This is a genomic window from Pseudomonas sp. TE31087 (genome assembly GCF_057284075.1).
In genome coordinates this window covers 650,569-676,798 of sequence record NZ_JBXVNN010000001.1, presented here as the reverse complement: position 1 = coordinate 676,798, position 26,230 = coordinate 650,569, and the positions used below count along the sequence as shown (strand labels likewise).

Sequence of the window (26,230 nt, the reverse complement as noted above, 5' to 3'; positions counted from 1 at the left end):
CGCCAACCACGCGGCACCCTACCCCTGATGATTCCCCTGAGGTTCACAACATGCGTCTGACTCTGCCTTCCCTCGCCCTCGGCCTGCTGCTCTGCCAGGGCGCCTTCGCCGGTGACGGTACCGCTGCCATCGGCGGCGGCCTGGGCGGTGCCCTGGGCAACGTCGTCGGCAAACAGATCGGCGGCAGCACCGGCGCGGCCATCGGCGCGGGCCTGGGCGGCGCGGCCGGCAGCGCGGTGGGCGCACGCAAGGGCAACCGTGCCGAAGCCGCCATCGGCGGTGGCCTGGGTTCGGCCGGCGGCTCGCTGATCGGCGGCAAGCTCGGCGGCTCCACCGGCTCGACCGTCGGCGCGGGCCTGGGCGGCGCGGCGGGCGGCGCGATCGGCAACCACATGGGCGACAACAACCGCAAGCACAAGCATCGCCACTAACAAGTAACACGGGCGAGCCTGCGGGCCTTGTGGGAGCGGGCTTGCCCCGCGATGGCGGCTGACCTGGCGGTGATGTTGTCCAGGCTGGCTTCATCGCGGGGCAAGCCCGCTCCCACAAAATTGGCTCCCACACATCCGCCCCCAAGCACTCTGCCATCGCGCACCTGGTCACCACCCGGCAAAACACTGCAGCACGTCAACGACGCATTCGCGTCAAGCTGCCACACTAGGGCCACCACCTTTCGTGCCCCTGTGTGAAGGAACACCCCTCCCCATGAACCATGAGCTGCTCTGGGTCCTAGGCCTGCTGGCCGTCGTCGTCGTCCTGTTCATCATCAACCGTCCGCGCATGGACGTGGTCGCCCTGCTGGTGATCCTCGCGCTGCCGCTGTCCGGCATTCTCACCGTCGAGCAGGCCCTGGCCGGTTTCAGCGACCCCAACGTGGTGCTGATCGCCGCGCTGTTCGTGATCGGCGAAGGGCTGGTGCGCACCGGCATTGCCTATCGCATCGGTGAGTGGATGAGCGAGCGCGCCGGCAACAGCGAGGCGCGCCTGCTGGTGCTGCTGATGGTGGCGGTGGCCGGCCTGGGCTCGGTGATGAGCTCCACCGGCGTGGTGGCTCTCTTCATCCCGGTGGTGCTGAGCATCGCCGCGCGCCTGCAGCTCTCGCCCAGCCGGCTGATGATGCCGCTGAGCTTTGCCGGCCTGATCAGCGGCATGCTCAGCCTGGTGGCGACCCCGCCGAACGTGGTGGTGCACAGCGAGCTGGTGCGCCACGGCGAAAGCGGTTTCGGCTTTTTCAGCTTCACCCCCTTCGGCCTGGTGGTGCTGGTGCTGGGCATCGGCTACATGCTGCTGACCCGCCACTGGCTCAACGGCGAGGTGCGCAAGGACGGCCGCGTCGAGAGCCGACGCACCCTGCTCGACCTGGTGCTGGACTACAAGCTCAGCGGCCGCGAGCGGCGCCTGCGCATCCGCCCCCATTCGCCGCTGATCGGCCACACCCTGGGCGAGCTGGAGCTGCGCACCCGCCACGGCGCCAACGTGATCGGCATCGAACGCCAGCACAAGTTCACCACCCGGGTGATCCCCGCCGACTCCGGTACCCTGCTGCAACAGGACGACGTGCTGCTGCTGGACCTGTTCGCCAACCGCGACGACCTGCGCAGCCTGTGCCAGTCGATGCTGCTCGAGCCCCTGCACTTCAAGGCGGCCTATTTCATCGACCAGTCCCAGGAAGTGGGCATGGCCGAGATCTCGCTGCCTCCGGGCTCGCAACTGATCGGCAAGACCCTCCTCGAGCTGACCTTCCGCACCCGCTATGACCTCAATGTGGTCGGCCTGCGCCGCGACCAGCAGGCGATCGAAGGGCCGCTGGTGGAAGAAAAGCTGCGCCTGGGCGACACCCTGCTGGTGGTCGGCCCGTGGAAAGCGGTACGCCAACTGCAGGGCAAGCCCCGCGACTTCCTGGTGCTGAGCTTGCCGGCGGAAATCGACCAGGTCGCCCCGGCTCGCGCCCGCGCGCCCTACGCGCTGATCAGCCTGGCGGTGATGGTCGGGTTGATGGTCAGCGGCCTGGTACCCAATGTCATCGCCGCCTTGATCGGCTGCCTGCTGATGGGCGCCGGCCGGTGCATCGACATGAACAGCGCCTACCGCGCCATCCACTGGCAGAGCCTGGTGCTGATCGTCGGCATGCTGCCCTTCGCCCTGGCCCTGCAGAAGACCGGCGGCATCGACCTGGCCGTCGGCGCCTTGGTCAACACCCTCGGCGGCGCCGGGCCGAGCGTGATCCTCGCCTGCCTGTTCGCCCTTACCGCGCTGATCGGCCTGTTCATCTCCAACACCGCGACGGCGGTGCTGATGGCCCCAGTAGCGGTCAGCACCGCGCAGCAGCTGGGCATGTCGCCCTACCCGTTCGCCATGACCGTGGCCCTGGCGGCGTCGGCGGCGTTCATGACGCCGGTGTCGTCGCCGGTCAACACCCTGGTGCTGGGCCCCGGCCAGTATCGCTTCGCCGACTTCGTCAAAATCGGGGTGCCCTTCACCCTGCTGGTGATGCTGGTCACCGTGCTGATGGTGCCGTGGGTGTTCGGCTTGTAGTCGGCGGCACGATCCAGGCGATTTGCGGCGAATTGACATCAATTGGCGACTTGAAAGACACTCTCAGACTATCGTCCCAGGTGCCTACGGCCGTTTTCCTGGATTTCGTCTTCGCTTGCCGGTCGAACCCATGGTGTCACCAGCCCCGTCGCGCCTGCTGCCCCTGCTGAGCCTGTTCGGCCTGACCCTCGCCTTGACCCTGGCCGGCATCCTCGCCCGCCCCATCGAATCGCTGTCGCTGTTCTGGCCGGTGAACGCGGTGCTCGCCGGGGTGCTGCTGCGCAATCCGCGCCAGGCCACCCCCTCCGGCTTCGCCCTGATCTACCTGGCCATGGTGGGCGCCGACCTGGCCTGCGGCAGCGCCTGGAAGCCAGCCTTGTGGTTCAACCTGTGCAACCTCGGCGCCATCGTCAGCATCTGGTACCTGATGGCCCGCCTGCCACGCGTGCACCGACGCCTGCGCACGCCCCACGGCACCCTGTACCTGTTCGGCACCTGCGCGGTCGGCGCCGTGGTCGCCGCCAGCCTGGCCTGCGTGATGGCCACGCCCTGGTTCGAACAATCGCTGCGCGCCACCTGGCTTGCCTGGTTCAGCGAGCAGTTCTCCACCAGCGTGCTGGTCCTGCCCGTGCTGCTCACCGCCCCCTCGCCACGCGCCCTGAGCGGCCACGGCAGCGCCAGCCAGCCGATCCGCCTGGCGCCGCTGCTGGTGCTGCTCGCCTCGCTGGCGGTCAGCATCGTCTTCGGCGGCCCCGGGGCCATCGCCTTCCCGATCGCCGCGCTGCTGTGGTGCGCGCTCAGCTACTCGCCATTCCTGGTGGCGCTGCTGGCGCTCACCGCCGGCAGCACGCTGATCGTCGCCGTGGCGCAGAACCTCATGCACTTCAGCATCCCGCAGAGCGAATCGGGGGTCACCACCCTGATGTCGGCGCGCCTGGGCATCGCCATGCTGGTGCTCGGCCCGCTGGTGCTGGCCTGTGTCAGCAGCGCCAACCGCAGCCTGATGGCGCGCCTGGCGCATCAGGCGACCATCGACCACCTCACTGGCACCCTGTCCCGCAGCGCCTTCATCCGCCGCGCCCACGCCCTGCTCGACAACCGTCGGCAAGCGCCGCTGACCTTGATGATGCTCGACATCGATCACTTCAAGACCATCAACGACCAGCATGGCCACGCAGTCGGCGACCAGGTGCTGCGCCAGTTCGCCATGACCTTGCAGGACCAGTTGCACGACGGCGAGCTGTTCGCCCGCCTGGGCGGCGAGGAATTCGTCATCGTCGTGCCGGGGCTGGCACCGGAACTGGCCAGGTTCACCGCCGAGCGCCTGCGTCGGGCGGTACAGGACCAGCACATCGCGCAGCCCGGGCAGGTGCTGCGGATCACCGTGAGCATCGGAGTAAGCGGTTGCACCGCCGACACCCCGGCGCCCAGCCTCGACGAACTGCTGGCCAGCGCCGACCAGGCGCTCTACCGGGCCAAGGCCCAGGGTCGCAACCGGGTCGAACAGGCCGAGGGACAGCGCCAGGTGGTGTGACTCAGCCGGCCAGCAGGTCCCAGCTCAGCTTGGCGATCAGCACGCACAGCAGCACCAGGAACAGCCCGCGCACGAACCCCGCGCCCTTGCGCACCGCCAGCCAGGTGCCGGTCAGCGCGCCGAGGATGTTGAACAGCGCCATCGGCAGCGCAATGGCCCACAGCACATTGCCCGACGGAATGAAGAACACCAACGCCGCCAGGTTGGTGGCGATGTTGACCAGCTTCGCCGAAGCCGAGGCATGCAGGAAGTCCAGGGCGAAGAAGCGGATGAACAGGAAGATCAGGAAGCTGCCAGTGCCTGGGCCGAACAATCCGTCATAGAAGCCGATGGCGCCGCCGATCAACACCGCCAGGCACTGTTCCTTGCGGCCGATCGCCATGGGTTTGTGCAAGGTGCCGAAGTCCTTCTTGCAGAAGGTGTAGATGGCCATCAGCACGATCAACACCAGCACCATCGGCCGCATCACGCTTGCCGGTACCAGCGACACGGTGGCCGCGCCGCAGAACGACATGACGAAGGCGCTCAGCGCCGCCGGCACGATCAGCCCCCAGTCCAGCTTGACCTTGCGGATGAACGAACGCGCCGCAAAGCTGGTGCCGCACACCGAGGCCAGCTTGTTGCTGCCCAGCAACGCCGCCGGCTGGGCGTTGGGCAGCACGTTGAACAGCGCCGGGATCTGGATCAACCCGCCGCCTCCCACGGCGGCATCGATCAGGCCAGCGGCGAAGGCGAACAGTGAAAGCAGGGCGATATCCATCATCTCGGGGTCCGGGCGGCATAAAACAGGCTGCCAGACTAATCAAAGCGCCGCGCGTGTGTTGAAATGCCATATTGCGAAAACTGCAACAAGGAACCCCGTAATGGCACTGGACATGCTGCGAGAAATACAGGCGTTCGTCAGCGTCGCGCACAAGCGCAGCTTCGTCAGCGCCGCCCGTGCCTTGGGTCGCTCACCCAGCGCGGTAACACGGGCCGTGCAGGCCTTGGAGGATAACAGCGGCGCCAAGCTGTTCAACCGCAGCGCCAGCTCGGTATCCCTGACCGAAGCTGGCGAGCGACTGCTGCCCCATGCCGAGCGCTTGCTGGATGTGCAACGGGACGCCGCCGACGAACTGGCAGCGCTGACCGGCGACGCCCAGGGCTGGATCCGCCTGGCCGCGCCCGAGGTGCTGGCCCAGCAGGTGTTGCCGACGGTGCTGGCCGAATTTGCCCGGCGCCACCCCCACGTCACCCTCGACGTACAGTACGGCGACCAGGCCTTCGACCCGTTGCAAGGCAAGCTGGATTTCGTGATCCGCGGGGCCTTCCCGCAGTCCAGCGAGCTGATCGGCTACCCACTATGGCGTTACCGCCGCCATCTCTACGCCAGCCCTCAATACCTGGCGCTGACCGGCACACCGCAGGTGCTGGAAGACCTGGAGCGGCATACGCTGATCCTGCACACCGCGCCACGCATCCTGAAGGCCTGGCATTTCAGCAAGGACGGACACATCGTCAGCCTGCGCCCGCGACCACGGCTGCGCCTGGGCTCGGGGGTGGCGGTGCTGCAGAGTACCCTGGCAGGGGCCGGTATCGCCCGGCTGGCGGATTGGCTGGGGGAGCCGCAGGTGCGTGCCGGGCGCCTGGTGCGGGTCTGCCCCGACTACCACCTGACATCCAGCACCGGGCAGGACCCGCAGATGCACGCCGTGTACCCGGCCGGCGACCTGCCGGCGAAGGTCCGCGAGCTGCTGCAGACCCTGCGCGAGGCCGGTCTGCGGGGAGGGGAACAGCCCTGAAGTGGGCTGCTCAATTTCTGCTCAATCTAACAGAGGCCCTGAGAACCATGGCCTGTAGCGCTTTATCCACAGACCTACCCACGAATTTTGTGGACAGTTTCTGCAAGCCTTGAAGGAATTTTTACAAGCGCAGCAAGGCCGCATTGGCCAACTTGACCAACTCGATCCATTCGCTTGCGCTGATCACACCGGAACGCTCCAACTCTTCGGCACGGCGCAGTGCCTGATCGTAGTCCGCTTCGTGGAGGATGCCCTCACCGAGAAAACGACCGCGCCACTCCAGCATCGCTGCAGTGCCTTTCTTGCATTCCATAGTGTGTATTGTCTCCAAGGCAAGTAAACGGCCCGTGTGCCCGGGCCCTGGGATTGGGGGCGGGAGATTACACGAGCGACTTGTACTTGAGAACGACTTGCAGCTACCGCTTGTCTAGACGACTGCAGCCAAGAGGCGGGAAAAACTTGGGGAAGGGTCTGGCCCGCCATTGTGCCAGGCGGGCCGGGACAGGAAAAAGTTGCGGCTCAGCTTGGCGGAATGGTGCCCAGCAGGCCAATCATGATAGTCAGCAGCAGAAAACCACCCAGAAACAGCGCGAGCTTGCCCATCGGAACCTCTACAGTGTGATGACGTAACGGCGGGGCTGGCCGCTGCGGCAGTGCAGCGGGGCAGCCTGCCCAGCGCACACCGGGTTGGAAGGCTGGGCCTGGGTGTATTTTCCGGCAGCGGCTGATACGGTTACAGATTCAGGTTCGTGGAAAAAAAGCGGATCAGATGATGATTTCTCCCATCGCGGGGCGCATACCTTGAGGCCAACGCGATCGGCGTGGGAGCGGGCTTGCCCCGCGATGACCTCCGCGCAGGCAACACACCTGTGCTACGGTCCGAAGCCCAGACAAGGAGAACTCCCGGAGATGACCGCGCTCGCCAGCAACGCCGCCCTGCTGATCATCGACATGCAGAACGGCATCAACCACCCTCGCCTGGGCCGTCGCAACAACCCCGAAGCCGAACAGCGCATCAGCGAACTGCTCGCCGCCTGGCGTGCAAGCACGCATCCGGTGATACACGTGCGCCACATCTCCCGCGATCCCGATTCGGTGTTCTGGCCGGGCCAGCCCGGTTGCGAGTTCCAGCCCGCCTTCACCCCGCAGGCCAGCGAGACCGTGTTCGAAAAACACGTGCCCGACGCCTTCTGCAACAGTGGCCTTGAACGCTGGCTGCACCAGCGCGGCATCAGCCAGCTGGTCATCGTCGGCGTGATCACCAACAACTCGGTAGAGTCGACCGCGCGCTCGGCGGGCAACCTGGGGTTCGATACGCTGGTGGTGGCCGATGCCTGCTACACCTTCGACCAGCACGACCTGCAGGGCCGACTGTGGCCGGCGGAAGACGTCCATGCCCTGGCCCTGGGCAACCTGGCCATGGACTATGCGCGGATTCTCGACAGCGCGGCCTTGCTGGCTGCGGTCTGATCTCAGTCCAGCTGGCGCAGCTTCGCCAGTGGTACCCAGCCCAGCTCCCCGTTGCCAGCCCGACGGCACCAGAGCCAGCCGTTCAGGGGGCGCAGGCCCTCCAGCGACTGGCCGGGGTCAACGTCCAGCTCATGGGCCGAATAGGCCTCCACCGCCCTGCCCCGGCCGACGCCAAGCCGCTCGATGAGCTGGCCGGGCACCCAGCCTGGCTCCTGGCCCTGGCAACTGCACAGGTACCAGTCCTCCCAGTGCTCGTCACCCTCGTAACGCTGGCCGATGTCCAGCAGCGTGCCTCGGGCGAAGGTGATGGGCGCAGGATACTCACTGCGGTGTGCGGCAATCACGACGTAGTTCACAGGCCTCTCCCTGGCTGCGAAAAGCGTCGATGCTAGTCGAAGGTCCTTCAGAGCACCATGATCATTTCGTGCCAGGCCATGCCACCATGATCGGAGGCCGACGGGCGTACATAGGCGTAGCCCATCTTCTCGTACAGCCCGACATGGCGCTCCTTGCACATCAGGTGAATAGTCGCCTTGCCGCGCTCACGCATCTGTTCGACGAAACGCGCCATCAGCCGGCTGGCATGGCCCAGGCCCTGGTACGCAGGGTCGAGCACCACCGACATGATCACCACGTTGGGCGCCAGCGGATCATGCCCGACCAGCTCCTTGAAGGCTTCGTCCGACATCACCACCTGGTCGGCGCAGCCGCTGTTGATGAAGCCGATCACCTGGCCATCGGCTTCCAGCACCAGGAAGCCCTCCGGGTACTGGGCGATGCGCGTGGCGATCTTCTCCCGGGTGGCGGCCTCGTCGCCTTCGTAGGCGCTGGTTTCGATCTGGTAGCAACGGTCCACGTCGGTTGCCGTGGCCTGGCGGAACATCGGGGTGCTCATGGGGCGGATCCGGATAGCGGGAAACAGGGGCGACATGCTAACGGAAGTCGTCGCCCAGCTGTATGCCCGCCATGCCAGTTAGACCGAACGGGTGATACCCCCATCGACCCGCAGGTTCTGCCCGGTGATATAGCCCGCGCCCTCGGAGACCAGGAAGGCGACGGTGGCCGCGATCTCCTCGGCCTTGCCGTACCGCTCCATGGGAATCCGGCTACGGAATTCCTCTTTCTCCGGCAGGCTGTCGATAAAGCCCGGCAGCACGTTGTTCATACGGATGTTCTCGGCCGCGTAACGGTCGGCGAACAGCTTGGTGAAGGCCGCGAGCCCGGCGCGGAACACCCCGGAAGTCGGGAACGTCGGATCCGGCTCGAAGGCGGCGAAGGTCGAGATGTTGATGATGGCGCCGCCACCCTGGCGCTGCATGATCGGCGTCACCAGGCGGGTCGGGCGCACCACGTTGAGGAAATACACCTCCATGCCACGGTGCCAGTCGTCGTCGCTCAGCTCGAGAACCGGCGCGCGCGGGCCGTGGCCTGCGCTGTTGACCAGCACATCGACCCGCCCCCATTGCTGCATCACCGTGTCGACCACACGCTGCAGGTCTTCTACCGACTGGTTGGAGCCGGTCACGCCGATGCCGCCCAACTCGGCCGCCAGCGCCTCGCCCTTGCCGGACGACGACAGGATCGCCACCCTGAAGCCATCGGCGGCCAGCCGCCGCGCGGCCTCGGCACCCATGCCACTGCCGCCTGCGGTGATGATTGCAACTTTCTGGGAAGACATATGCTGCTCCTTATGGGAGTTGATCAAGTAGGCCCATGAAGCCAGAATCCGGCTTATCGCACCAATCACAAATACTGGCAGCAGCCTGCAGGAAATCTACTGGATGAGCGCGCCCAAGCGACGCAATGCCCCCGCCATCGTCAATCACCTGGTGGCCTTCGAGGCCGCCGCCCGCCTGGGCAGCTTCCGCGCCGCCGCCGACGAGCTGCACGTCACCCCCGGCGCCGTCGCCCAGCAGGTGCGCACCCTCGAGGACAAGCTCGGCCGCCCGCTGTTCGAGCGCCTGCCCCGAGGCCTGCGGCCCAACCCGGACGGCGCCGACTACCTGACCCGCGTGCGCCTGGCCCTGGACATCATCGAGGACGCCACCGGCGAACTGCTGGAGCGCGACAGCCAGCGCGATCCCCGGCAGATCCTGCTCAGCACCACCCCCGCCTTCGCCAGCCGCTGGTTGATCCCGCGCCTGGGCCTGCTGGCCCAGGCCCACCCGCCGGTGGCGCTGATGATCGATGCCTCCGACAGTACCCGCCCGTTGAGCGGCAAGGGCGCCGTGGACCTGGCGGTGCGCTGGGGAGCCCCGCCCTTCGCCGACGCCTATGCCCTGCCCCTGCTGCCCGGCGTGGCGGTGCCGGTATGCGCGCCGGCATTGCGCGGTGAACACCCTTGGCGGCAAGCCGCGGATCTTGCGCAGCAGCCGCTGATCTCCGACAGCCACAACAACTGGAAGCGCTGGTTCGATCACTACGCGCTGCCCGGCACGCGCTTCAGCGGCCCGGTGTTCTCCCAGACCATCCTCGCCATCGAGGCCGCCGAGCAAGGCATGGGCATCGCCCTGGTGCCCCGCCTGCTGGTGGCGAATGCCCTGAAGGCCGGCACGCTGGTACTCGCCCTTGAAGACCATGAACTGCACAGCAACGCCGGCTTCCACCTGCTCGCCGGCCATGCTCCGCAGGCAGGCTCGGCCGCCGAGCAAGTGGTGCACTGGCTGCAGGCCCAGGCAAACGATGAAACCCGAGAACGCCCAAACCTCGAGTCTCTGATCTAGCGAACTAACGAGATCAACGTGGGAGCGGGCTTGCCCCGCGATCACCGGCCTGGCCGGTGCCATCCATTGCATCGCGGGGCAAGCCCGCTCCCACGCTGATAGCTTGCAACGCAGTCCGAATAACCAGACAGCCACCAACAAAGCCCTGCCCTTTTGTAGCATTCTGTGTACCAACCGCCTCCCGATACACACGAACGCCCACCCCACCAGCACCCGACACACCCCGGACACAGCCACCTCCTTAACTACACGCCATCCCGCCCACACCGATGGCCCGCCAAGGAGATGCACCATGTTCGCCAGCGCCAACCGCCTCAACCGCTCAGCCCTGCTCGCCTGCGCCCTGCTGCCTCTGGCCCTGCTGACCACCACCCCCGGTCAGGCCGAGGAAACCCGCTCGCCTGCCGCAGCCCGCCAGTCCACCCCCTTCGGCCCGCTCAAGCATGTCCAGGCCGGCGTGCTGGACGTCGCCTACGTGGAACAAGGCCCCGCCGACGGCCCGGTAGTGATCCTCCTGCACGGCTGGCCGTACGACATCCACAGCTACGAGCAGGTGGCGCCGCAACTGGCCGCCCAGGGTTACCGGGTGCTGGTGCCCTACGCCCGCGGCTACGGCGACACCCGCTTCCTCTGCACGAACACCCCGCGTAATGCCCAACCCGCCGCCCTGGCCAGCGACGTCATCGCCTTCATGGACGCCCTGCAGATCAAGCGCGCCGTGCTCGGCGGCTTCGACTGGGGCGCGCGCACCGCCGATATCGTCTCGGCCCTGTGGCCCGAGCGGGTCAAGGCGCTGGTGTCGGTCAGCGGCTACCTGATCAGCAGCCAGGAAGCCGCCAAGGCCCCGCTGCCGCCCAGCGCCGAACTGCAGTGGTGGTACCAGTACTACTTCGCCACCGAGCGCGGCCGCGCCGGCTACGACAGCAACCGCCACGCCTTCGCCCGGCTGATCTGGCAGACCGCCTCGCCGCAGTGGAAGTTCGACGACGCCACCTTCGAGCGCAGCGCCAAGGCCCTGGACAACCCCGACCAGGTCGCCATCACCGTGCACAACTACCGCTGGCGGCTCGGCCTGGCCCAGGGGGAGACCCGCTACGACCCACTGGAGGCGAAGCTGGCCACCTTCCCCGCCATCGGCGTGCCCACCATCGCCCTCGAAGGCGATGCCAATGGCGCGCCGCATCCACCGGCCGAGGCCTACGCCAAGCGCTTCACCGGCAAGTACGCCTACCGCCTGGTGAGCGGCGGCGTCGGCCACAACCTGCCGCAGGAAGCGCCCGAGGCGTTCGTCAAGGCCGTGGTGGATGCGGACCATCTGTAAGGGCAATTGCAACATATCGTTTCGGCGGCGCGTGTCGGGTGCCGGGATGCGCGGATTGCCTCTGCGACCCGTCTGTTCCGTGGCAGGCCTTGTACTCCGCGGCCTGCCGCAAAATGAGCGGACGCATGCCGAAACATTCACCCCGGCCATCCTGTAAGACGCCTCTTTTGTCGCTGTAGGACGTTTCTACGGGTTTGTGATCCGGTGTATGAATAATCAGTATTGGCTGGGGAATTGACCTGATACCGTCGAGCCTTTCCTACAACGGCACGGATGCCCACGGCCAGTGAGAACGACATGGACAACTACGACAGCTCGGCGCTTGGACTGCAGAAATGCCTGCTGAACCTGCGCCGGGATCATGCACGGATGAAAGCGTCGGGAGAGCTGGAAAGAGCAGCGATACTGGCGCAGGTAATTGGGCGGATGGAGCAGGGATTGAAGGAGGCCTCCCAGGGAAGGAAGCCCGAAACACTGCAGTGAAGTGATGCCAGCAAGGTGGTGATGGATTTGCGGCTCGCCCTGGTGAGGCGCCGCAAGCCCATCGCGTACACCGCCCACGCTCAATCGAAGACCCACTCCCTCATTTTTCGTCGCTACCCGCAGCATGACTGCCCCAAGCTCGCGCCCGCCCCCATCCCACGCCCAGATCCAGTGCAACTTTCTAACCGAAAGGTCAGCTAAAACCCCGAGTTCGGCTTTTATTTCAAACACCTCTGGCAGGTTGGTACAGAGTATGCAAACGTTTGCTCAAAACAATTAAGCGAACAATCGCCGAAGCTTTCGCTCACCTCAGCCTCTCGGGGCTACCACCGCATGAACAAGGACTTTCAATGCGTCAACCTGCATCCCTGCGCCCAGCAGCTCGCTCCCCCCTGGCTGTCTCCTTGCTACTGGGCGCTGTTACGGGACTACTCAGCGTCACCACCCAGGCCCAGGACAATCCCCCCAGCGAGTCAGCCCAGGGCGAGACCCTGAGCCCGGCCGCCGCACCGGCCAAATCGGGGCCCTACCTGTCGGACTGGTACAACCAGAACTTCACCCTGATCGGCACCAAGGACATCAGTTTCGGCCCCCGCCCTGTCGACGATATCTACCTCGAATACGAGTACTTCGGCCGCAAGGGGCCGTTCGAGCTGTACGGCTACATCGACATCCCGAAGATCCTCGACATCGGCAACAGCCATGACAAAGGCGCGTGGGACCACGGCTCGCCGCTGTTCATGGAGCACGAGCCACGGATCTCCATCGACTACCTGGCCGGCCGCAGCCTGGCCGTCGGCCCGTTCAAGGAGTGGTATGTGGCCTTCGACTGGATCTACGACCACGGCAGCAATAGCGCCAACCGCGCCAACACCCTGTACAGCGGCCTGGGCACCGACATCGACACCCATTCGCGGGTCAATCTGTCGGCCAACTTCTATGGCCGTTACCAGTGGGAGAACTATGGCGCCAGCAACGAGTACTCGTGGGACGGCTACCGGGCCCAGCTCAAGTACATCGTGCCCCTCGGCAAGTTCGACAACGGCGCCTCGCTGACCTATATCGGCTTCACCAACTTCGATTTCGGCTCGGACCTGCACAAGGACAACCCCAACCGCACGGCCAATGCCACGGTATCCACCAACGTGTTGCTGTACGCCTTCACCCACCTGCGCTTCACCCTGGTGGGCCGCCATTTCCACAATGGCGGCAACTGGCAGGATGGCAGCCAGCTGAACTTCGGCGACGGCGATTTCCGCGGCCGGTCCGATGGCTGGGGGTATTACGCCGGGGTCGGCTACCAGTTCTGATCACTTGCGCCATGGAGGCTCGCATGCACCCGATTCACCGTCTTTCCCTCGCCGTGGGCCTGGCCTGCGGCATCCTGCTCACCTCGACGGCCCAGGCCGGCGAGACGGCTGCGCCGCCGATCAAGCCCAAGGTGATGCTGATCACTATGTTCGCCCCTGAGGCCCAGCACTGGATCGAGCGCCTGGAGCTGAAGCAGGAGGTGCGTGTGCCGGGCCTGTCGGCGGAATATCCGGTGATACGTTGCAACAGTCAGGACGTCTGCCTGCTGGTGACCGGCATGGGCCAGACCAACGCCGCGGCCTCGACCCTGGCACTGGCGCTGTCGCCGAAGTTCGACCTGCGCAAGAGCTACTTCCTGGTCGCGGGGATTGCCGGGATCAACCCGAAGCACGGGACCCTCGGCACCACCGCCTGGGCCCATTACCTGGTGGAGTTCGGCACCCAGTGGGAGCTGGACTCGCGGGATGCGCCCAAGGACTGGCCGACGGGCTACCTGGGGATCAACACCAAGGGCCCGAACGAGAAGCCGCCGCTGGACTACAAGACCGAGGTCTTCGAGCTCAATCCGAAGCTGCAGGCCAAGGCCTATGCCCTGTCACGCGGGGTGAGCCTGAGCGAGAGCAAGGAATCGGCGGCCTGGCGGCTCAAGTACCCGATGGCGCCGGCCAACCAGCCGCCGGTGGTGACCCGGTGTGACACCGTGGCGGGCAACACCTGGTTTTCCGGGACGCGCTTGAGTGAGCGGGCCGAGGTCTGGACTCGGTTGCTGACGGATAACAAGGGGGAGTACTGCACGACCCAGCAGGAAGATAACTCCACCTATGAAGCGCTGCTGCGGGCCAGTCGTGAAGGGTTGGTGGATGTGCAGCGGGTGGCGGTGGTGCGGGCGGGGTCTGATTTTGATCGGCCTGAGCCGGGGGGCAGCGAGGTGGGAAATTTGCTCAAGTATGCCGACCAGGGCGGTTTTGTTCCGGCGCTGGAGAATCTTTATCGGACTGGGAATCCGCTGGTGCAGGAGATCCTGAAGAATTGGGCGGTTTGGGAGAAAGGGGTTCCGGAGGCTTGAGCATCACCCCCAGGCCGGCTAAGAGGACGCTCTGGGGCTCGACTCAATAGCTTGCCCCAACCTACCGTCCCCAAAAGGTCTTTGCGTTTTTTCGGATATGGCCGCTTCAATTCAAGATTGCCGGGGCTGCTTTGCAGCCCTTTCGCGACACAAGGCCGCTCCTACAGGATGGCGCGGTCACCTGTAGGAGCGGCCTTGTGTCGCGAAAGGGTCGCAAAGCGACCCCGGCAAATCCAAGTCGAACGCCCATTCCCAACACCTTGAAAGAGCTGGTCCTCAAGCCCAAATGGAGGTCGCCCAACCCCTCCCTCTTTTGCATCTGCCGCTGTCGCTTCCTGGATTCGGGAAAGGCCATAAGGCTCCACACCTGGCGGTGGTGAACAACCACGCTCTCGCAACAAGGACGGCCAAGTCCGTGATAAGCGCAGTGATGCTGGCAAGCCTCGCGGTAAGTACGCCAGACAGGGCAGCGGCGAACAATGCCTGCTGCCCTCCTTCGACCCGCTGGCGCTGCCCATCAGCGCCTCATTGTCTTCTGGTCGACTCGGGCATGAGGCCGCCTATGAGGAAAACGGCTGCTGGCCCTATCAGCCAATCCACCTTCGTTCCCGAGCTGACTGCCGGAATCAAATAGTACGCGGCTAACAGGCTTATTCCTGCCCAGATACGCCTGCGTGGCGTGAGCCACTCTCGGACCTTTTCTAACCTTCTGCCCATTGGCACTCACTCTCCCTGTTTGGTTTGCGGTGAAGCGGATCGCCTGCGGTGCTGCGCGGCACCAGCGAAGCAAAATTGCTAGACACATCCACCCGGCGCCAACTCAAACCTGAGCCACTCCAGGTACTCGAGAATCTCGGCATCGTTACGCTTGCAGTACGACCATTTTTGCTGCTTTGAAACCGAGATGAACCTCGCCTGCCTGAGAATCTCAAGGTGCCGGCTCGCTGTTGGCTGGGCAATACCCAGCGCACTTGCGATAAGGGTCATGCAGACGCCGAACTCGACGGGGTCTGCCGACCATTGTTCAGCGAAGTGGTCACGAGGTGCTGCGAGCAGGCGAAGGATCGCCATACGAACCTCACTGCTCATCGCTTTCATCTGTATTGATCTGTCCATGCCCACATCATATAGTCATTTAGCTAAATGACAATGTGAGGTGAGCCATGTTGGATCTACCCTACGAATCGAGCATCGAAGGCAACACCGTCAGATGGGGGAAAATGGGGACCGGGGCGCCGCTGGTTGCCATCCATGGCACCCCCTTCTCTTCGCAGGTATGGAGGCGCGTCATACCTCATCTCGCTGACCGCAGAACCGTGTATTACTTCGACCTGGTTGGCTATGGCCTGTCTGAAATGAGGGAAGGCCAGGACGTTTCACTGGCGATGCAAAACAACGTCATGGCTGCGCTTTTCGAGGAATGGGGCATCGAGCGCCCTGACGTCCTGGCCCATGACTTTGGAGGCGCGACAGCACTGCGCGCTTACTACCTGAACGGTCTGCGCTATGCGTCCCTCACCATTTTCGATGCCGTAGCCCTGGCACCTTGGGGCTCTCCTTTCGTTCAGCATGTCCGTCAACATGAGGCCGCCTTTGCCGGGATGCCCGACTACATGCACCGGGCGCTGCTGGCAGCCTATCTGCAAACCGCTGCGGCCAATCCCCTCAGTGGCGAAGCCCGGCAAGCGTACAGCGCTCCATGGCTGGGGCCGATTGGCCAGGCAGCCTTCTACAGACAGATCGCACAGATGAATCAGCGCTACACCGACGAAATCGAACCGCTCTACGGGAAGCTGGACTGCCCCGTATCGGTACTTTGGGGCTCGGAGGACGCCTGGATTCCCTATTCCCAAGGGGAGCGCCTTGCTGGGCTTATCTCCCAACAGCCCTGTGTCCGAGTAGAGAACTCAGGCCACCTGATGCAGGAAGACAGGCCGGAAGCGATTGTGGCGGCAGTTCTCAAGCAGCTTGGCCCCTGAGGCAGGTTCGCTGGACTGTCTGTATGTCCAAATTCCCAGCGGTCTGTGTCTATTGGCAGAGCGATTTCATCGGTACGGTTCAGGCCTCACTGTTTCTGCGAGGTTGTCATGGAGCTGGCAGCAATCCCGTTTGGCACCACGGACTGGTCAAAAATCGATCCTGTCGCTTATCCGGGCGAGAACGGTACGGCGTATTGGCGTACCTGTCTGTTTGGGGACGTTCGGGTTCGGTGGGTCGAGTACACCCCAGGATATGTGGCCGATCATTGGTGCCGGAAGGGTCATATTCTGTTCTGCCTGGAGGGTCGGCTGGACACCGAGCTGGAGGATGGTCGCACGTTCACCTTGCAGCCGGGTATGAGCTATCAAGTGGGGGACGAAGCGGAGGCGCACCGGTCATCGACGGCTACTGGAGCCAAGCTCTTTATTGTGGACTGAGCCTGAACGATCAGGGCTCAGACTCTACACTGCCCGCCAGCTCTTTAGCGCTTGTCGTGGAGCTCTGGCGGCCAAGCGCTGATGAAATAGAACATCCCCAGCCCCCCGATGTACGACCAGGACCAGTGTACGGATGGGTTGATCACCATTCCGATCACCCAGATAACAACCATCACCGCGCCAACTCGACGCTTGCGCTTCGGTATGAACCATTCCTTGAACGCTGCATGCCTTTCCTGCAACCGCATTACCACTCTCCTTGTTCAATGAGGTACCCCTGAACCCATCCGGTAACGCCGGGATCAGCTTGGGACGAAAGGGTCGAAATCCCCAAGTAGTTCCCGGGCAACGGGCACTGCATACTCGAGCAGCTCCAAAGGAACGTCACGCTCGAACAGCGTCACCTCGAATCTGAGTGTCTCGTCGTTACGAAAGATCTCGAAAATGATCTGGTCGCCGCGGACACACTCAAGCCCCAGGCCATCGTGGCCTAGGGTGACACAAGAGGCGGTGCAGAAATGGTACTCAACTCCATGAACAATCACGTGGGGTTCTCCTGAAAAACGGGAAAGTACCCGGAAATACTTCTGCTGTAACCCCCCTTCTGTATCACTGAGGCGATTTGGCTTTGAGGGAAAGCAAGCAGGGAAGCGAATGTCTGCCGAAGAGGGGCTTTTGTCAGCATCCCGTAATGGCAGGCACTTCGAAGTCGTATCGCTGACGTTTGCATCGCAGTTCTGATGGAGACCACTCCATCAACGCCAGCCCGCTGCATGCGCGGGCTAGGGTTTCGGGCTTGCCGAGCCTTTCAGGTAGGTCAGCGCATCGCTAAATCGCTGTGCTCGCTCCAGGCTACCGGTCCTGACTGAGCCAAGCTCTCTGCCGTCGTCACCACGAATGACCACCGTGAAGCGGTTAGACCTGCCGCGCTTCTGATAGATGGTGATTTCATCAATGGAGCTCAGATAGATGCGCCTGCTGGCGTCTTTGGTGACACTCCTGCTGCTCCCGGCAGCGATTGCGCCCGAGCCTAGCGGTGCAGCAGAAGCAAAACCCGTAGCCTCAGAAATCACCCCGTCGGACAAAATGATGACCTTGTCGGTGATCAGCACGGACTGAGGCCGGAATTTCTTTCCGTAATCCTCGAAAAACGCTTGTTCGACGAAATCAGCGGCGTGTTGACGATCATCGAAGTGTGCAGCAGATGGCGAGTAGATCAACCGCTGACTACCGCAGCCTGTCATTAGGAAGCCCAGAAGGATTACTGCACACAACTTGATTCCGTTCGACATGTGGCCCTCCGGCCCTGAAAAACAAGCCGAGGGTACGCGGGGTTTCATGAATTTTCCATATCCCGGCTTGCCGGCGGCTACGACAGGGGACGATCCATAAAAACTGGAACTCCTTCAGATGAAGAATCAGCCGAACTGACCGGTTACAAGACCAGAGAGTCTTGTGCTGCGGGCTCGAAGTCTGAGGCTAGACATTCGTTGAACAGGTCATGTCGGGAGCACTGATTCGTCACCATAGTACGCCTGAGAGGAGCAGTAGCTTAAGCCTTACGACGATTGCGCCTGAAACCAATAATCAGCAGGACAGCTCCGCTAACCATCATCGCTGCACCGCTATACCCAAAAGCAGGCTGCCCAATGGCTCCAGCTGCTGCGAAGCCTGCTCCGGTGGATAGCAATGGGATGGCTGCGTAGGTGAATGGGTTCCTGGCTGTCTTGCTAATTTCGATCCTCCTGCGCATAGAGAACACCGTCGACATCCTCAACACCGGTGATGTTCAGCCCGAGGCTGCCCATGCCATTCACCTTGGCATCCAGTAGGCGCGGGATGATAATGAACACCCAGACCTCAATGCAGCAGCGGCCAAGGGCCGCGCTATGGCACTCGTGCAAGTGAACGTCAGCCCTGATCGGGGTTATCTTGGACAACTTGTCTGTCGGGATAGCGAAACCGAGCTCACGGCGGCGGACAAGGAGAAAGTACATGCAGCACCAAATACTGTATATCAATATAGCATTTGACCACTCAAGCGGATGGTCAGGCCACTACCGTCCGGCGCCTCAGTGACGGACCAAGGGCTCATGCCTTAGGGCGTAGAGCTGGTAGTCAGTCACAGCTTGGAAAGAGCACTCAGCGACTACCCGAAGTCGTTCGATCTCCTCCGCCGGGGCTCAGACAGCCTGTGCATTGTGGAAGGTACGGAGGGCCTCAATTGCCTCGCGAATCAACGGCTCACCCGCCTCCTATCATTCCTTCGAGGGTTCGCTTCACGATTCTGCCCTAGCGGCTGAAGTAACATGGATGCAGCTCAAGGATTGCCATTTAGAGCCTATGCGATCGCAAAATAATGAAAATGCTAGATTGAAATATCTTTGAACGCCCCCATTTTGCCATCACACCATTACTCGCTAGGCGTATTTTGTGGCCTCGGCAACCATCAGGAGAGGGGAAAATGGCAAAGAAATCACGTTTTTATCTCATAAAAACTCGGAACGGTTACGGACCGCTAGCCGAGTGGACCGTCCCGGCGCGCAAGAGATCGCTCGCTATTGCATATTTTAGAACAGCCGATATCAACGTCTATCATGCTGAGCATCTGGGACAGGTGGATGTCGACACCTACTCAGACCCTAGCAAAGGAGTCTTTTTTTCCGCGACGGTACGGGGAGAACATTACCTGTTTGAGTATGGGGACTATGGGTACGAATGGCTGAAAGACCTGTTCGAAATCCAGTATTATGACGCAGCTCAAGAGCTCGACGACTAAACGCTCAGAGCTGCACACCCCGTTGAGGTGAGCCCTATCGTCGATGTAGCTACCCACCTCAACGGCAAACTGATGATGATGCTTCTAGTTGACGTTCATATCCGATCCGCTGACGACGCTCAGCCAATAACGTTCTCACCTTCACTTCAAGGCTGTCGGTCTTCCGCAGACTGTCAGTAACCCATGTCGGCATAGTTACCTCTGGCACACGACACGGTACCTGCACCGGAACCTCAACGCGCACGTATTGTATCTGCGTTTGAGGTTTGACCGTGCATCCAGCTAGCATCAGGCCGGCCAGCAGCGCCTGAATTCTCATAGAGCCAGTTCCTTGTCTATGATCGAGGCGGCCGCTGCGCACTGGTCGCCACCGGTGCGTTCATGCTGCAGCCGGTTCGCTGCGGCAAAGTCGACCTGGGCGCTAGCTGTTGCCTCTCCCACGGCATGCTCAGCCTTGGCCTGGCGCTCGTTCGCGGCCAGGGTCAGGTCACCAATGGCCTCCCCCTGCTCCTGTACCAAGCCTGCGAGGCTGTCCAGGGCCGCCGCGCATTGCGTGGTCAGGTCCTGCTGGTTGTCCAGTAGAGGCCGAAAGTGACGGGTTGTGACCCAGGTACCGACGGCCATGCCGAACACGATCAGCAGGCCGGCGCCCGTGAAGCGTAGGGCCCAGGTGTTCATGCCAACGCCCTTCGCAAGCCTTCCACAAACACCGACGACGGGCACTCGTAGTTCGCGTTGGCGGCATAATCACCTCTCGCTTTGTCTAATTACAATCCGATCGTAATAGCCTCGGACTTTTTCTACCCCAAAGAAGCCAACTGTACCCCCTGCAAAGGTTGCCACACTCTGAGGGAGACCAAGCCACTCAAGTAGTGGGGCCTACGACAAAGTCACCAGACCGCATAACGCACCTTCGAGATACATTTGGCGTTTGCTACCCCCTCCATATAACACCCTCAAGGCAGCAATCCCGACTGACATTCCAGCCGCGTAGAGCTGCGGCTGGTGCGCTGCAAGCCATGCAACCACTGCAGCCCAAAGAGTTGGATCTTTTTCATTCATGCTAAACACGCTCAAAAAATCAAAAAAACCCGCATTTCTGCGGGCTTTTAGAAAAAATTATTCATTCGTCTTCGTATAGCAACCCCAGTGTCGGGGTACCTACAATACTCGCAGAAACAACCGTTTCCTCTTTGAATAATGCCACCATATAAAGCTTAACCGTCTTTTCTTGCCGGAAAGCGGTTTGGATCTCATCTAGAACTTTGCCTGCTTCCTCACCCTTATACAGGTCAACTTTTATCTGACCGTAAACCGGATGTTCTAAGATCAGCTTCCACTTTTGGTCAGTGGTGTGAAGCTTTATCACATGGAATGAGTCATCAATTCGTCGCTTATCAGATAAGGAACGTGTTCGTCGATTGAGAAACTCGATATCCGTCCTAGTCAGTACGGACTTTCCAAGCTTCAGTATCTCTGCGTCGTGAGCACCTTTAATCACAGACAACGCCGACTCTGTAACTTCTTTGTTAATCTGAGCAAGCTTAACATTACTTTCAACAACTTCCTTAGCAAAGTCTAGGCGTTGTTTCTCAGCCGCGCTCTCGCCAGTAGTTCGAATTTTAGTTGCACCAAGGTACGTCAGGCTCGCAATAATTGCGATACCGAGCACTGTTAGGACTATCTCTGTTCCGCTCATATGACCCATCGCCTGCTGCGCAATAACTCCAAGCTGCTTAGCAATATCACTTTTGATATCTGAGCTACCCTCCTTTACTTCGAAGGTAACATCTAGCGCTTTCCGGTTATCGTCAGTCAAAGATTTTGAAGTATCACTATTTGATACTAGCGCAAAAGCTTTGTTCAGTGCACCTTGGTATTCAACAAGCCCTTTCATTATCCCCGCAGGAATAGTGCTATGGTACCGATCACCCTTTACATTGATATCCAGGACAGGCCAGCCGGAAAAAGATAAAAGAACTTCTTCTCCCTCAAACTCACCTGCCTGAGCCCGAGCTAAGTATTCAAATGCCTGAGCTTCAGATCTGATTACAATATTTAGCGGTTCTGGTTCGTCCATGTAATTCACTACCGTATCGAAATACTGTAACGATAACCCAGAACATGGCAGATAGCCATAGAAACCCGGCAACCATGCCTGGGCTGAAAGCGCCTCTATTCAGGACATAGAAGCGGCATCATGGCGGCAATTTCTCTCACTTACTCATCGAAGTCAACAGTTAATTACGCTGCCCGCTCACTAAGCAGCTCTTCTTCCTCCAGAATTTCTTGCACGGCCATTAGGGGATCACTGACCAGCCCGTCAAACTTCTCCTTGATCCCAGCACGCCAGCGGTACCGCGTAGGCTCCGGAACTCCGCCAAGGTACCACGTATTCATATCATAGAAGCTGTCGGGGAGTATTATTAAGCCCTGCGTAAGAGCATCCACCTTCTTGCGCTCGGCATGATCAGCAGCCGATGCAGCATTCATCATGCGCTCTCGACGCCATGCCGGCGCATCTAGCGGAACGTCGACCACCACCGAACGAGCCTTTTTGCGATGGACGCCCTTCAACTTCGGAATTGCCCAGGCAGTCACAGCCTTGAAAATGAACAATTGCGGGGCAGGACTTGCAACAAGCGGCGCGATTGCTGAGATACCTTTGAGCTTACTGGCCTTGCTGGTTGCGTATTTGGCGTTCAGTACACTCCATTGCTGTGGAGCTAACAAGTGGCGTAAGCGCGCTGCCACCCAGTAATCCATCTGAACCCTATCCACTCCATCAGATCGGCCACCCAGCGAAGCCAGGCAGCCACCCTCATCCTCAGCAGAGTGGTACAGCTTCTGCCACACCTTTGGCCGCCCCTTTTTCTCCGGCCGCCAGATCGGCGACTACTGCGCCCGTTACGCTGTTGTAGATCATTCCTTTCCCCTCAATCCCCGGTGTAGTTGGTGCCGCCGGGCCGAATGGCGAAGATGCGACCGAGCTTACCGTGACCACCCACCTGCCAGATGGTGACGAGAAGTTTGATGAGCGCTTTCGCAGATCTGCGAACACCATACGCAATGGCACTACTTCCCTTGGAGGCGTTGCCGCAGTCATGCAAATGACAACGATCAAGCCTGATGGCAGCAAGACTCTGACAGCAATCATTTAGATCGCTAGCACCATGTCAGCCTGACGTTAACTGCCCGATCACTTGGTCTTCCCCAGCACCAGGCTGCATCGGAGAGCCCTTCCCGACCCTACATCAACATGTTCAGGGAGACAGGCGGGATTGGCTCTCCAATGCAGCCCCAACGGAAGTAAATTGCAATGACAAAGTCATTCAAGCAAATGATCAAGGATGGCGATGTGCGCCGCGCAGACGCCATGAAGGTGAAGCTGGAAGACCTCCATGAGGAACCCGGCTTTAACCTGCGCACAGAGGGCGATGCTCTCGAAGCAAGTATCGACACCCTTGCAGAGTTCATCGCCGGGGGCGGCTAGATCCCACCGCTTGAGGTGCGACCTCGCGCAGAAGGCGGTGTTTGGGTAGTCGATGGACACCGGCGCCGGCGCTCACTCCTCAAGCTCGACAACGCCGGGCGGTTACCTCGCACGCCAAGCAAAGATCCTAAGCAGCCTCCCGAGGCTTGGATTGCAGTCACCGCCTTCGAAGGCAGCGATGCAGATCGAGTCGCACGGATCATCACCAGCCAGGAAAACGAAAAGCTTTCCACTCTTGAGCTGGTCGAGGGCTACAAGCGATTGCGAGCCTTCGGGTGGACGCCCGATCAGATCGCCAAGAAGGTCGGCAAGACAAGACAGCATGTCGAGCAGGTGCTCACCGTGGGCAATGCAAACACCGACGTGCAGAACCTCGTCGCAGCCGGACATGTATCGGCGACGACAGCCGCCCAGATTGTCCGCGAGCACGGAGACGGTGCCGGAAAGGTGCTAGGCGCCGAGCTGGAAAAAGCTCAGGCCAAAGGAAAGAAGAAGGTCACGGCCGGCACGATGAAAGGACCGACGATCCCGAAGCCCAGGCTGATGGCCGTGCACACCGCCTCACGCAATTTGATTGCAACGCTGGATTCCATCGACGAAGACAGCGTACACCTCACTCTGCCGACCGTGCTGGTTCTTGAGCTGCGCAAAGCCCTGGAAGGCGCTCTACCGAGATAACTCATGGAAACGATCACTTGCGGCACATGGACAGGCCACCTTGGTAAAGGGCTGGCTCCCCGAGAGCTAGAAGCGCTGCTTGGTGTCGCCCAGGGCATGACCGCCAAACAGATTGCCCAGCAGATGCAGATCACCCCGGGCACTGTTGCCAACCGCATCGAAAACGCAATGTTCAAACTCGGCGTAGCGCGTCGAGCAGCTGCTGTGGCCGAAGCTATGCGCCGGCAGATCATCAGCCCGCTGTGCATCGCACTCGCCGGACTGATTGCCATACATGCAGTCATCGATGAGGATGATCCATTGCGGCGCGACCGCAGGACGCCCGAGCGGCGCATTGCCCAGGCTCGAATCGTTCGCAAAACCGAGATCTTCGAACATCACGCGTGAGTCCTGCAGAGGAGCATCCTCCGCAGGCAGCGATGCCCCGGGCTGTAGCGTAAAAGTTTGCCCCCTCGCTGTTTAGGCTGAGCCCACCAATCCAAACTAAAAATAAAGATGCTCAAACTTATCAGGCTCTAAAGCCTTGAGAGAACCATGACGAGACCATATATGAGCCGGCCAGTTTTTTTGTCTAGACCTATAACTTTCTCTCAGCCTCTTAGCCAAATCAATAATTACGCAATCGACCAAACTCAGTCGCTGGCGTATAGATTCCTGATAAGTGACACACAAGTCCGGGAGCTTAGACAGCTCCAACACCAGCTCCGAGCTACTCGCGCCCGGAATTATCGTAAATGGAGTTCCATCCACCCAAGACATCTCAACCATTTCTTTAAATTGCTGAGCAATACCCTTCTGTGCCGCCGGGTTCTTTATATCAACTATATGATTAGCCATTTCATAGAGCACACCAACCGTACAATATACATCGTATGCCCCCTCGATTGCCTCCCTCATTAGCTCCAGAGCGGGAGCATGAAGCTTGGGATCAGAATCTACAGGAACCTGAAACAATTCAAGAAGAAAACTGGTGTCGAGTACGATGATTTTGCTCATTTGCTCAACCGCTTTAGCCACTCATTGGCTTTCTGTTTTTTATCTTCAGCGAATCGAGGTGCTAGGTGCGTTTCAAACACTGAGCGAGTGACCAGATCACCTAACCCACCTTTGGCCTCTAGCAAGCTGTCAACCTTAGGTATATCCAGCAACGCAACTAACTTGGAGGACTTTTCATCAGCACTCCAATAGCAAACATGAACATTAGCCAGCCACTCAGAATCAAGAGAGTTTAGGCTTGCAGGATTGTGCGTAGACAACAAAATATTATGACTTTTACGCTCTACTATCTCTTTAATGGCATCTAGCAACACCTCAGCCCGACTTGGGTGTAGCCCGTTATCAAACTCTTCAATAACGACTCGCGAACGCTCAGGTATTGATTCCAAAGCAACGAGCACCGCTAAAGCCCTTAAAGTACCGTCAGATATCAAGCGCGCATCTACTGGCGCATCTCCTGACTTGAGGGTCAGCAGAACATCATGCTGGGTAGTCACAACGAATCCGAACTCCAGGAACGGTTCCTCGGGAATTTGACGAAGGACCGCGAGAATTCTTTTAAGAGCCTCACTATTCTTTTGCTGACTCATCATGTGCAAGACAGCAGAAATATTAGAGCCATCCTTCAACAAGACGTTTTGGCCAAGCCGGCAGTAGTCCCTCATGAGTCTCGGACTAGGATCAAAAACATAAGACGACTGCAAATACCTTTTTATCCCTGCAACCATTTGAACAGCTTTCAGCTTCTTATTCTTATCTCCTGCATCATTTCCGTCAGCAAGCTCCTCATAACGAGATAAAATTGATCGATCGCCATACATTTTTCGGTGTGGCTTGGTACCACCTCGAGCAAAATTATCAAACAGCACACTCAACATACCATCGCGACTAGGGCCATCGGGAGTTGCGAAGAAAATTTTTCGCGCCCCTACCGTAAGCCACTCACTAACCACGCACGGAAACGGATCTATAGAAATAGATATCCCATAATCAAAATGCTCTTTGGCTTCTAAGAATTTGATAGCCCCTGAAAAACCAAGCGTAAAATTATCTTCGCCAAACTTAACACAACTGTGAATCCCACCACGAATGGCTAGGCTTGCCTGACTCCCGCCACGCCCATCAACGAGCTCATGCAGCGCCCGCCCCTCCGCTAGGGCTGCAAGAAGCTCAACACCCTCAATCAAGTTGGACTTTCCACTTCCATTCTTACCAATTAGAAGCGTCACATTCGAAAACAAGTCAATACTTGCTTTTGAGTAATTCTTGAAGTTCTCAAAACTGTGCATATCAGTTCCCAACTAAAAGCTTTTGGCCATTCTGAACTAAAAGTCGGAAAGAGGGAAGGTGACAGATACCAGCAGGCCGGCACCTCGATTTTGCCGCCTCCACTGATCCCTCATCACCAAACCAGGCCATGCTCATCCAAGTCTCAAGGCTACAAAGCGGACGATCCGCACCATCACTACCCCGCACCCAATGACGCTGATAGGAGGGCAGCTAGATTGCTTAACGTTTGGGAAACGCTGGCCATGATGTCGCTCCTAACCGGCACTCTATGTATGAAAATGGCATTCGTAATCCAACCTTGAGCTCGCCGCAGTCGAAAATTGACTGCGTCGAAACTATAGCCGCGAGGTATC

Annotated in this window: 31 protein-coding genes and 2 pseudogenes; 16 read left to right on the top strand and 17 right to left on the bottom strand. The window is 60.4% G+C overall.

Going from position 1 to position 26,230, the window contains the following annotated elements:
• Nucleotides 1-50: 50 nt before the first annotated feature.
• From ACZ899_RS03135 to ACZ899_RS03125, 3 genes are all read left to right on the top strand, one after another.
• A complete protein-coding gene (locus ACZ899_RS03135; RefSeq protein ID WP_203652278.1) occupies nt 51-431 on the top strand; it encodes a glycine zipper domain-containing protein in 381 nt (126 codons plus the stop codon).
• A gap of 274 nt (nt 432-705) precedes the next feature.
• Complete coding sequence (locus tag ACZ899_RS03130; protein WP_234560726.1) at nt 706-2,535, top strand: SLC13 family permease; 1,830 nt, start codon at nt 706-708, stop codon at nt 2,533-2,535.
• A gap of 115 nt (nt 2,536-2,650) precedes the next feature.
• Nucleotides 2,651-4,069, top strand: a complete 1,419-nt coding sequence (locus ACZ899_RS03125) for a GGDEF domain-containing protein (protein ID WP_234560727.1) — start codon at nt 2,651-2,653, stop codon at nt 4,067-4,069.
• 1 nt (nt 4,070) lies between these two features.
• Here the strand turns inward: ACZ899_RS03125 and ACZ899_RS03120 are convergent, their stop codons facing one another.
• Nucleotides 4,071-4,832, bottom strand: a complete 762-nt coding sequence (locus ACZ899_RS03120; protein ID WP_232855618.1) for a sulfite exporter TauE/SafE family protein — start codon at nt 4,830-4,832, stop codon at nt 4,071-4,073.
• A gap of 100 nt (nt 4,833-4,932) precedes the next feature.
• On the opposite strand from ACZ899_RS03120, the gene ACZ899_RS03115 reads away from it, so the two are divergent.
• Entirely contained in the window at nt 4,933-5,850 is a 918-nt protein-coding gene (locus ACZ899_RS03115; RefSeq protein ID WP_234560728.1) for a LysR family transcriptional regulator, read from the top strand.
• 121 nt (nt 5,851-5,971) lie between these two features.
• Here ACZ899_RS03115 and ACZ899_RS03110 read toward each other — a convergent pair whose 3' ends face one another.
• Nucleotides 5,972-6,163, bottom strand: a complete 192-nt coding sequence (locus ACZ899_RS03110) for a hypothetical protein (protein WP_028691846.1) — start codon at nt 6,161-6,163, stop codon at nt 5,972-5,974.
• 596 nt (nt 6,164-6,759) lie between these two features.
• Here ACZ899_RS03110 and ACZ899_RS03105 point away from each other — a divergent pair.
• On the top strand, nt 6,760-7,320 hold the full coding sequence (locus ACZ899_RS03105) for a cysteine hydrolase family protein (RefSeq protein ID WP_234560729.1): 561 nt from the start codon (nt 6,760-6,762) through the stop codon (nt 7,318-7,320).
• A 2-nt stretch (nt 7,321-7,322) separates the two neighbouring features.
• Here the strand turns inward: ACZ899_RS03105 and ACZ899_RS03100 are convergent, their stop codons facing one another.
• From ACZ899_RS03100 to ACZ899_RS03090, 3 genes are all read right to left on the bottom strand, one after another.
• Nucleotides 7,323-7,676 carry an SH3 domain-containing protein gene (locus ACZ899_RS03100; protein WP_203652265.1) on the bottom strand — a complete coding sequence of 118 codons (354 nt, stop codon included), beginning with the start codon at nt 7,674-7,676 and terminating at the stop codon, nt 7,323-7,325.
• Nucleotides 7,677-7,723: 47 nt separating this feature from the next.
• Nucleotides 7,724-8,215: a GNAT family N-acetyltransferase gene (locus tag ACZ899_RS03095; RefSeq protein WP_234560730.1), complete on the bottom strand. Its 492-nt coding sequence runs from the start codon at nt 8,213-8,215 to the stop codon at nt 7,724-7,726.
• A gap of 78 nt (nt 8,216-8,293) precedes the next feature.
• Nucleotides 8,294-8,998, bottom strand: a complete 705-nt coding sequence (locus ACZ899_RS03090) for an SDR family oxidoreductase (protein WP_234560731.1) — start codon at nt 8,996-8,998, stop codon at nt 8,294-8,296.
• Between the two features lie 103 nt (nt 8,999-9,101).
• On the opposite strand from ACZ899_RS03090, the gene ACZ899_RS03085 reads away from it, so the two are divergent.
• From ACZ899_RS03085 to ACZ899_RS03065, 5 genes are all read left to right on the top strand, one after another.
• A complete protein-coding gene (locus tag ACZ899_RS03085; protein WP_234560732.1) occupies nt 9,102-10,043 on the top strand; it encodes a LysR substrate-binding domain-containing protein in 942 nt (313 codons plus the stop codon).
• 292 nt (nt 10,044-10,335) lie between these two features.
• Complete coding sequence (locus tag ACZ899_RS03080) at nt 10,336-11,364, top strand: alpha/beta fold hydrolase (protein ID WP_234560733.1); 1,029 nt, start codon at nt 10,336-10,338, stop codon at nt 11,362-11,364.
• A gap of 297 nt (nt 11,365-11,661) precedes the next feature.
• Nucleotides 11,662-11,847: a hypothetical protein gene (locus tag ACZ899_RS03075; RefSeq protein WP_102682584.1), complete on the top strand. Its 186-nt coding sequence runs from the start codon at nt 11,662-11,664 to the stop codon at nt 11,845-11,847.
• A gap of 350 nt (nt 11,848-12,197) precedes the next feature.
• The gene (locus ACZ899_RS03070; protein WP_234560734.1) at nt 12,198-13,157 is read left to right on the top strand and encodes a nucleoside-specific channel-forming protein Tsx; all 960 of its coding nucleotides are present in this window, start codon (nt 12,198-12,200) and stop codon (nt 13,155-13,157) included.
• Nucleotides 13,158-13,180: 23 nt separating this feature from the next.
• Complete coding sequence (locus ACZ899_RS03065; protein WP_234560735.1) at nt 13,181-14,224, top strand: purine-nucleoside phosphorylase; 1,044 nt, start codon at nt 13,181-13,183, stop codon at nt 14,222-14,224.
• Between the two features lie 795 nt (nt 14,225-15,019).
• On the opposite strand, the gene ACZ899_RS03060 is transcribed toward ACZ899_RS03065, so the two are convergent.
• Nucleotides 15,020-15,322: an ArsR/SmtB family transcription factor gene (locus ACZ899_RS03060; protein WP_234560736.1), complete on the bottom strand. Its 303-nt coding sequence runs from the start codon at nt 15,320-15,322 to the stop codon at nt 15,020-15,022.
• Between the two features lie 65 nt (nt 15,323-15,387).
• Between ACZ899_RS03060 and ACZ899_RS03055 the strand changes: the two genes are divergently transcribed.
• On the top strand, nt 15,388-16,203 hold the full coding sequence (locus ACZ899_RS03055; RefSeq protein ID WP_234560737.1) for an alpha/beta fold hydrolase: 816 nt from the start codon (nt 15,388-15,390) through the stop codon (nt 16,201-16,203).
• Nucleotides 16,204-16,311: 108 nt separating this feature from the next.
• Entirely contained in the window at nt 16,312-16,641 is a 330-nt protein-coding gene (locus ACZ899_RS03050) for a DHCW motif cupin fold protein (protein WP_234560738.1), read from the top strand.
• 44 nt (nt 16,642-16,685) lie between these two features.
• On the opposite strand, the gene ACZ899_RS03045 is transcribed toward ACZ899_RS03050, so the two are convergent.
• The 5 genes and pseudogenes from ACZ899_RS03045 to ACZ899_RS03025 all read right to left on the bottom strand — a co-directional run bounded on the left by ACZ899_RS03045 (nt 16,686) and on the right by ACZ899_RS03025 (nt 18,903).
• On the bottom strand, nt 16,686-16,889 hold the full coding sequence (locus ACZ899_RS03045) for a hypothetical protein (RefSeq protein ID WP_198742603.1): 204 nt from the start codon (nt 16,887-16,889) through the stop codon (nt 16,686-16,688).
• 54 nt (nt 16,890-16,943) lie between these two features.
• Nucleotides 16,944-17,186 carry a hypothetical protein gene (locus ACZ899_RS03040; RefSeq protein ID WP_234560739.1) on the bottom strand — a complete coding sequence of 81 codons (243 nt, stop codon included), beginning with the start codon at nt 17,184-17,186 and terminating at the stop codon, nt 16,944-16,946.
• A 237-nt stretch (nt 17,187-17,423) separates the two neighbouring features.
• Nucleotides 17,424-17,933, bottom strand: a complete 510-nt coding sequence (locus tag ACZ899_RS03035; protein ID WP_234560740.1) for a hypothetical protein — start codon at nt 17,931-17,933, stop codon at nt 17,424-17,426.
• 438 nt (nt 17,934-18,371) lie between these two features.
• On the bottom strand, nt 18,372-18,638 hold the full coding sequence (locus ACZ899_RS03030; RefSeq protein WP_234560741.1) for a hypothetical protein: 267 nt from the start codon (nt 18,636-18,638) through the stop codon (nt 18,372-18,374).
• Between the two features lie 75 nt (nt 18,639-18,713).
• A pseudogene (locus ACZ899_RS03025) lies at nt 18,714-18,903 on the bottom strand (hypothetical protein).
• A gap of 202 nt (nt 18,904-19,105) precedes the next feature.
• On the opposite strand from ACZ899_RS03025, the gene ACZ899_RS03020 reads away from it, so the two are divergent.
• On the top strand, nt 19,106-19,420 hold the full coding sequence (locus tag ACZ899_RS03020) for a hypothetical protein (RefSeq protein ID WP_234560742.1): 315 nt from the start codon (nt 19,106-19,108) through the stop codon (nt 19,418-19,420).
• 315 nt (nt 19,421-19,735) lie between these two features.
• Here the strand turns inward: ACZ899_RS03020 and ACZ899_RS03015 are convergent, their stop codons facing one another.
• From ACZ899_RS03015 to ACZ899_RS03000, 4 genes and pseudogenes are all read right to left on the bottom strand, one after another.
• Complete coding sequence (locus tag ACZ899_RS03015) at nt 19,736-20,098, bottom strand: hypothetical protein (RefSeq protein WP_234560744.1); 363 nt, start codon at nt 20,096-20,098, stop codon at nt 19,736-19,738.
• 69 nt (nt 20,099-20,167) lie between these two features.
• Nucleotides 20,168-20,482: pseudogene (locus tag ACZ899_RS03010) on the bottom strand (phage holin, lambda family).
• Nucleotides 20,483-20,543: 61 nt separating this feature from the next.
• Nucleotides 20,544-21,500, bottom strand: coding sequence for a hypothetical protein (locus tag ACZ899_RS03005; RefSeq protein ID WP_234560745.1), 957 nt, complete (start codon nt 21,498-21,500; stop codon nt 20,544-20,546).
• A gap of 164 nt (nt 21,501-21,664) precedes the next feature.
• The gene (locus ACZ899_RS03000) at nt 21,665-22,186 is read right to left on the bottom strand and encodes a hypothetical protein (protein ID WP_234560746.1); all 522 of its coding nucleotides are present in this window, start codon (nt 22,184-22,186) and stop codon (nt 21,665-21,667) included.
• A gap of 553 nt (nt 22,187-22,739) precedes the next feature.
• Here ACZ899_RS03000 and ACZ899_RS02995 point away from each other — a divergent pair.
• Genes ACZ899_RS02995 through ACZ899_RS02985 form a run of 3 tightly spaced genes read left to right on the top strand, consistent with a single transcriptional unit; the run spans nt 22,740 to nt 23,978 of the window.
• Nucleotides 22,740-22,913 (top strand): hypothetical protein, encoded by a 174-nt coding sequence (locus ACZ899_RS02995; RefSeq protein ID WP_234560747.1) that lies wholly within the window; start codon nt 22,740-22,742, stop codon nt 22,911-22,913.
• Between the two features lie 15 nt (nt 22,914-22,928).
• On the top strand, nt 22,929-23,591 hold the full coding sequence (locus ACZ899_RS02990) for a ParB/RepB/Spo0J family partition protein (RefSeq protein ID WP_234560748.1): 663 nt from the start codon (nt 22,929-22,931) through the stop codon (nt 23,589-23,591).
• Nucleotides 23,592-23,594: 3 nt separating this feature from the next.
• Nucleotides 23,595-23,978 carry a helix-turn-helix domain-containing protein gene (locus ACZ899_RS02985; RefSeq protein WP_234560749.1) on the top strand — a complete coding sequence of 128 codons (384 nt, stop codon included), beginning with the start codon at nt 23,595-23,597 and terminating at the stop codon, nt 23,976-23,978.
• Nucleotides 23,979-24,074: 96 nt separating this feature from the next.
• On the opposite strand, the gene ACZ899_RS02980 is transcribed toward ACZ899_RS02985, so the two are convergent.
• Both ACZ899_RS02980 and ACZ899_RS02975 read right to left on the bottom strand, forming a co-directional pair.
• On the bottom strand, nt 24,075-24,587 hold the full coding sequence (locus ACZ899_RS02980; protein ID WP_234560750.1) for a PIN domain-containing protein: 513 nt from the start codon (nt 24,585-24,587) through the stop codon (nt 24,075-24,077).
• The gene (locus ACZ899_RS02975) at nt 24,584-25,876 is read right to left on the bottom strand and encodes an AAA family ATPase (protein ID WP_234560751.1); all 1,293 of its coding nucleotides are present in this window, start codon (nt 25,874-25,876) and stop codon (nt 24,584-24,586) included. The genes ACZ899_RS02980 and ACZ899_RS02975 overlap by 4 nt, the downstream gene beginning before the upstream one ends.
• Nucleotides 25,877-26,230 lie beyond the last annotated feature (354 nt).

What these genes read in the sequence shown, in the direction of transcription:
- ACZ899_RS03095 (WP_234560730.1), bottom strand. Translation starts at nt 8,215, where the DNA reads ATGAGCACCCCGATGTTCCGCCAGGCCACGGCAACCGACGTGGACCGT.
- ACZ899_RS03115 (WP_234560728.1), top strand. Translation starts at nt 4,933, where the DNA reads ATGGCACTGGACATGCTGCGAGAAATACAGGCGTTCGTCAGCGTCGCG.
- ACZ899_RS03105 (WP_234560729.1), top strand. Translation starts at nt 6,760, where the DNA reads ATGACCGCGCTCGCCAGCAACGCCGCCCTGCTGATCATCGACATGCAG.
- ACZ899_RS03045 (WP_198742603.1), bottom strand. Translation starts at nt 16,889, where the DNA reads ATGCGGTTGCAGGAAAGGCATGCAGCGTTCAAGGAATGGTTCATACCG.
- ACZ899_RS02995 (WP_234560747.1), top strand. Translation starts at nt 22,740, where the DNA reads ATGACAAAGTCATTCAAGCAAATGATCAAGGATGGCGATGTGCGCCGC.
- ACZ899_RS03035 (WP_234560740.1), bottom strand. Translation starts at nt 17,933, where the DNA reads ATGTCGAACGGAATCAAGTTGTGTGCAGTAATCCTTCTGGGCTTCCTA.
- ACZ899_RS03030 (WP_234560741.1), bottom strand. Translation starts at nt 18,638, where the DNA reads ATGTACTTTCTCCTTGTCCGCCGCCGTGAGCTCGGTTTCGCTATCCCG.
- ACZ899_RS03020 (WP_234560742.1), top strand. Translation starts at nt 19,106, where the DNA reads ATGGCAAAGAAATCACGTTTTTATCTCATAAAAACTCGGAACGGTTAC.
- ACZ899_RS03070 (WP_234560734.1), top strand. Translation starts at nt 12,198, where the DNA reads ATGCGTCAACCTGCATCCCTGCGCCCAGCAGCTCGCTCCCCCCTGGCT.
- ACZ899_RS03015 (WP_234560744.1), bottom strand. Translation starts at nt 20,098, where the DNA reads ATGAACACCTGGGCCCTACGCTTCACGGGCGCCGGCCTGCTGATCGTG.
- ACZ899_RS03130 (WP_234560726.1), top strand. Translation starts at nt 706, where the DNA reads ATGAACCATGAGCTGCTCTGGGTCCTAGGCCTGCTGGCCGTCGTCGTC.
- ACZ899_RS02980 (WP_234560750.1), bottom strand. Translation starts at nt 24,587, where the DNA reads ATGAGCAAAATCATCGTACTCGACACCAGTTTTCTTCTTGAATTGTTT.
- ACZ899_RS03090 (WP_234560731.1), bottom strand. Translation starts at nt 8,998, where the DNA reads ATGTCTTCCCAGAAAGTTGCAATCATCACCGCAGGCGGCAGTGGCATG.
- ACZ899_RS03065 (WP_234560735.1), top strand. Translation starts at nt 13,181, where the DNA reads ATGCACCCGATTCACCGTCTTTCCCTCGCCGTGGGCCTGGCCTGCGGC.
- ACZ899_RS03055 (WP_234560737.1), top strand. Translation starts at nt 15,388, where the DNA reads ATGTTGGATCTACCCTACGAATCGAGCATCGAAGGCAACACCGTCAGA.
- ACZ899_RS03110 (WP_028691846.1), bottom strand. Translation starts at nt 6,163, where the DNA reads ATGGAATGCAAGAAAGGCACTGCAGCGATGCTGGAGTGGCGCGGTCGT.
- ACZ899_RS03000 (WP_234560746.1), bottom strand. Translation starts at nt 22,186, where the DNA reads ATGGATTACTGGGTGGCAGCGCGCTTACGCCACTTGTTAGCTCCACAG.
- ACZ899_RS02985 (WP_234560749.1), top strand. Translation starts at nt 23,595, where the DNA reads ATGGAAACGATCACTTGCGGCACATGGACAGGCCACCTTGGTAAAGGG.
- ACZ899_RS03120 (WP_232855618.1), bottom strand. Translation starts at nt 4,832, where the DNA reads ATGATGGATATCGCCCTGCTTTCACTGTTCGCCTTCGCCGCTGGCCTG.
- ACZ899_RS03080 (WP_234560733.1), top strand. Translation starts at nt 10,336, where the DNA reads ATGTTCGCCAGCGCCAACCGCCTCAACCGCTCAGCCCTGCTCGCCTGC.
- ACZ899_RS03135 (WP_203652278.1), top strand. Translation starts at nt 51, where the DNA reads ATGCGTCTGACTCTGCCTTCCCTCGCCCTCGGCCTGCTGCTCTGCCAG.
- ACZ899_RS03060 (WP_234560736.1), bottom strand. Translation starts at nt 15,322, where the DNA reads ATGAAAGCGATGAGCAGTGAGGTTCGTATGGCGATCCTTCGCCTGCTC.
- ACZ899_RS03075 (WP_102682584.1), top strand. Translation starts at nt 11,662, where the DNA reads ATGGACAACTACGACAGCTCGGCGCTTGGACTGCAGAAATGCCTGCTG.
- ACZ899_RS03085 (WP_234560732.1), top strand. Translation starts at nt 9,102, where the DNA reads ATGAGCGCGCCCAAGCGACGCAATGCCCCCGCCATCGTCAATCACCTG.
- ACZ899_RS03050 (WP_234560738.1), top strand. Translation starts at nt 16,312, where the DNA reads ATGGAGCTGGCAGCAATCCCGTTTGGCACCACGGACTGGTCAAAAATC.
- ACZ899_RS02975 (WP_234560751.1), bottom strand. Translation starts at nt 25,876, where the DNA reads ATGCACAGTTTTGAGAACTTCAAGAATTACTCAAAAGCAAGTATTGAC.
- ACZ899_RS03005 (WP_234560745.1), bottom strand. Translation starts at nt 21,500, where the DNA reads ATGGACGAACCAGAACCGCTAAATATTGTAATCAGATCTGAAGCTCAG.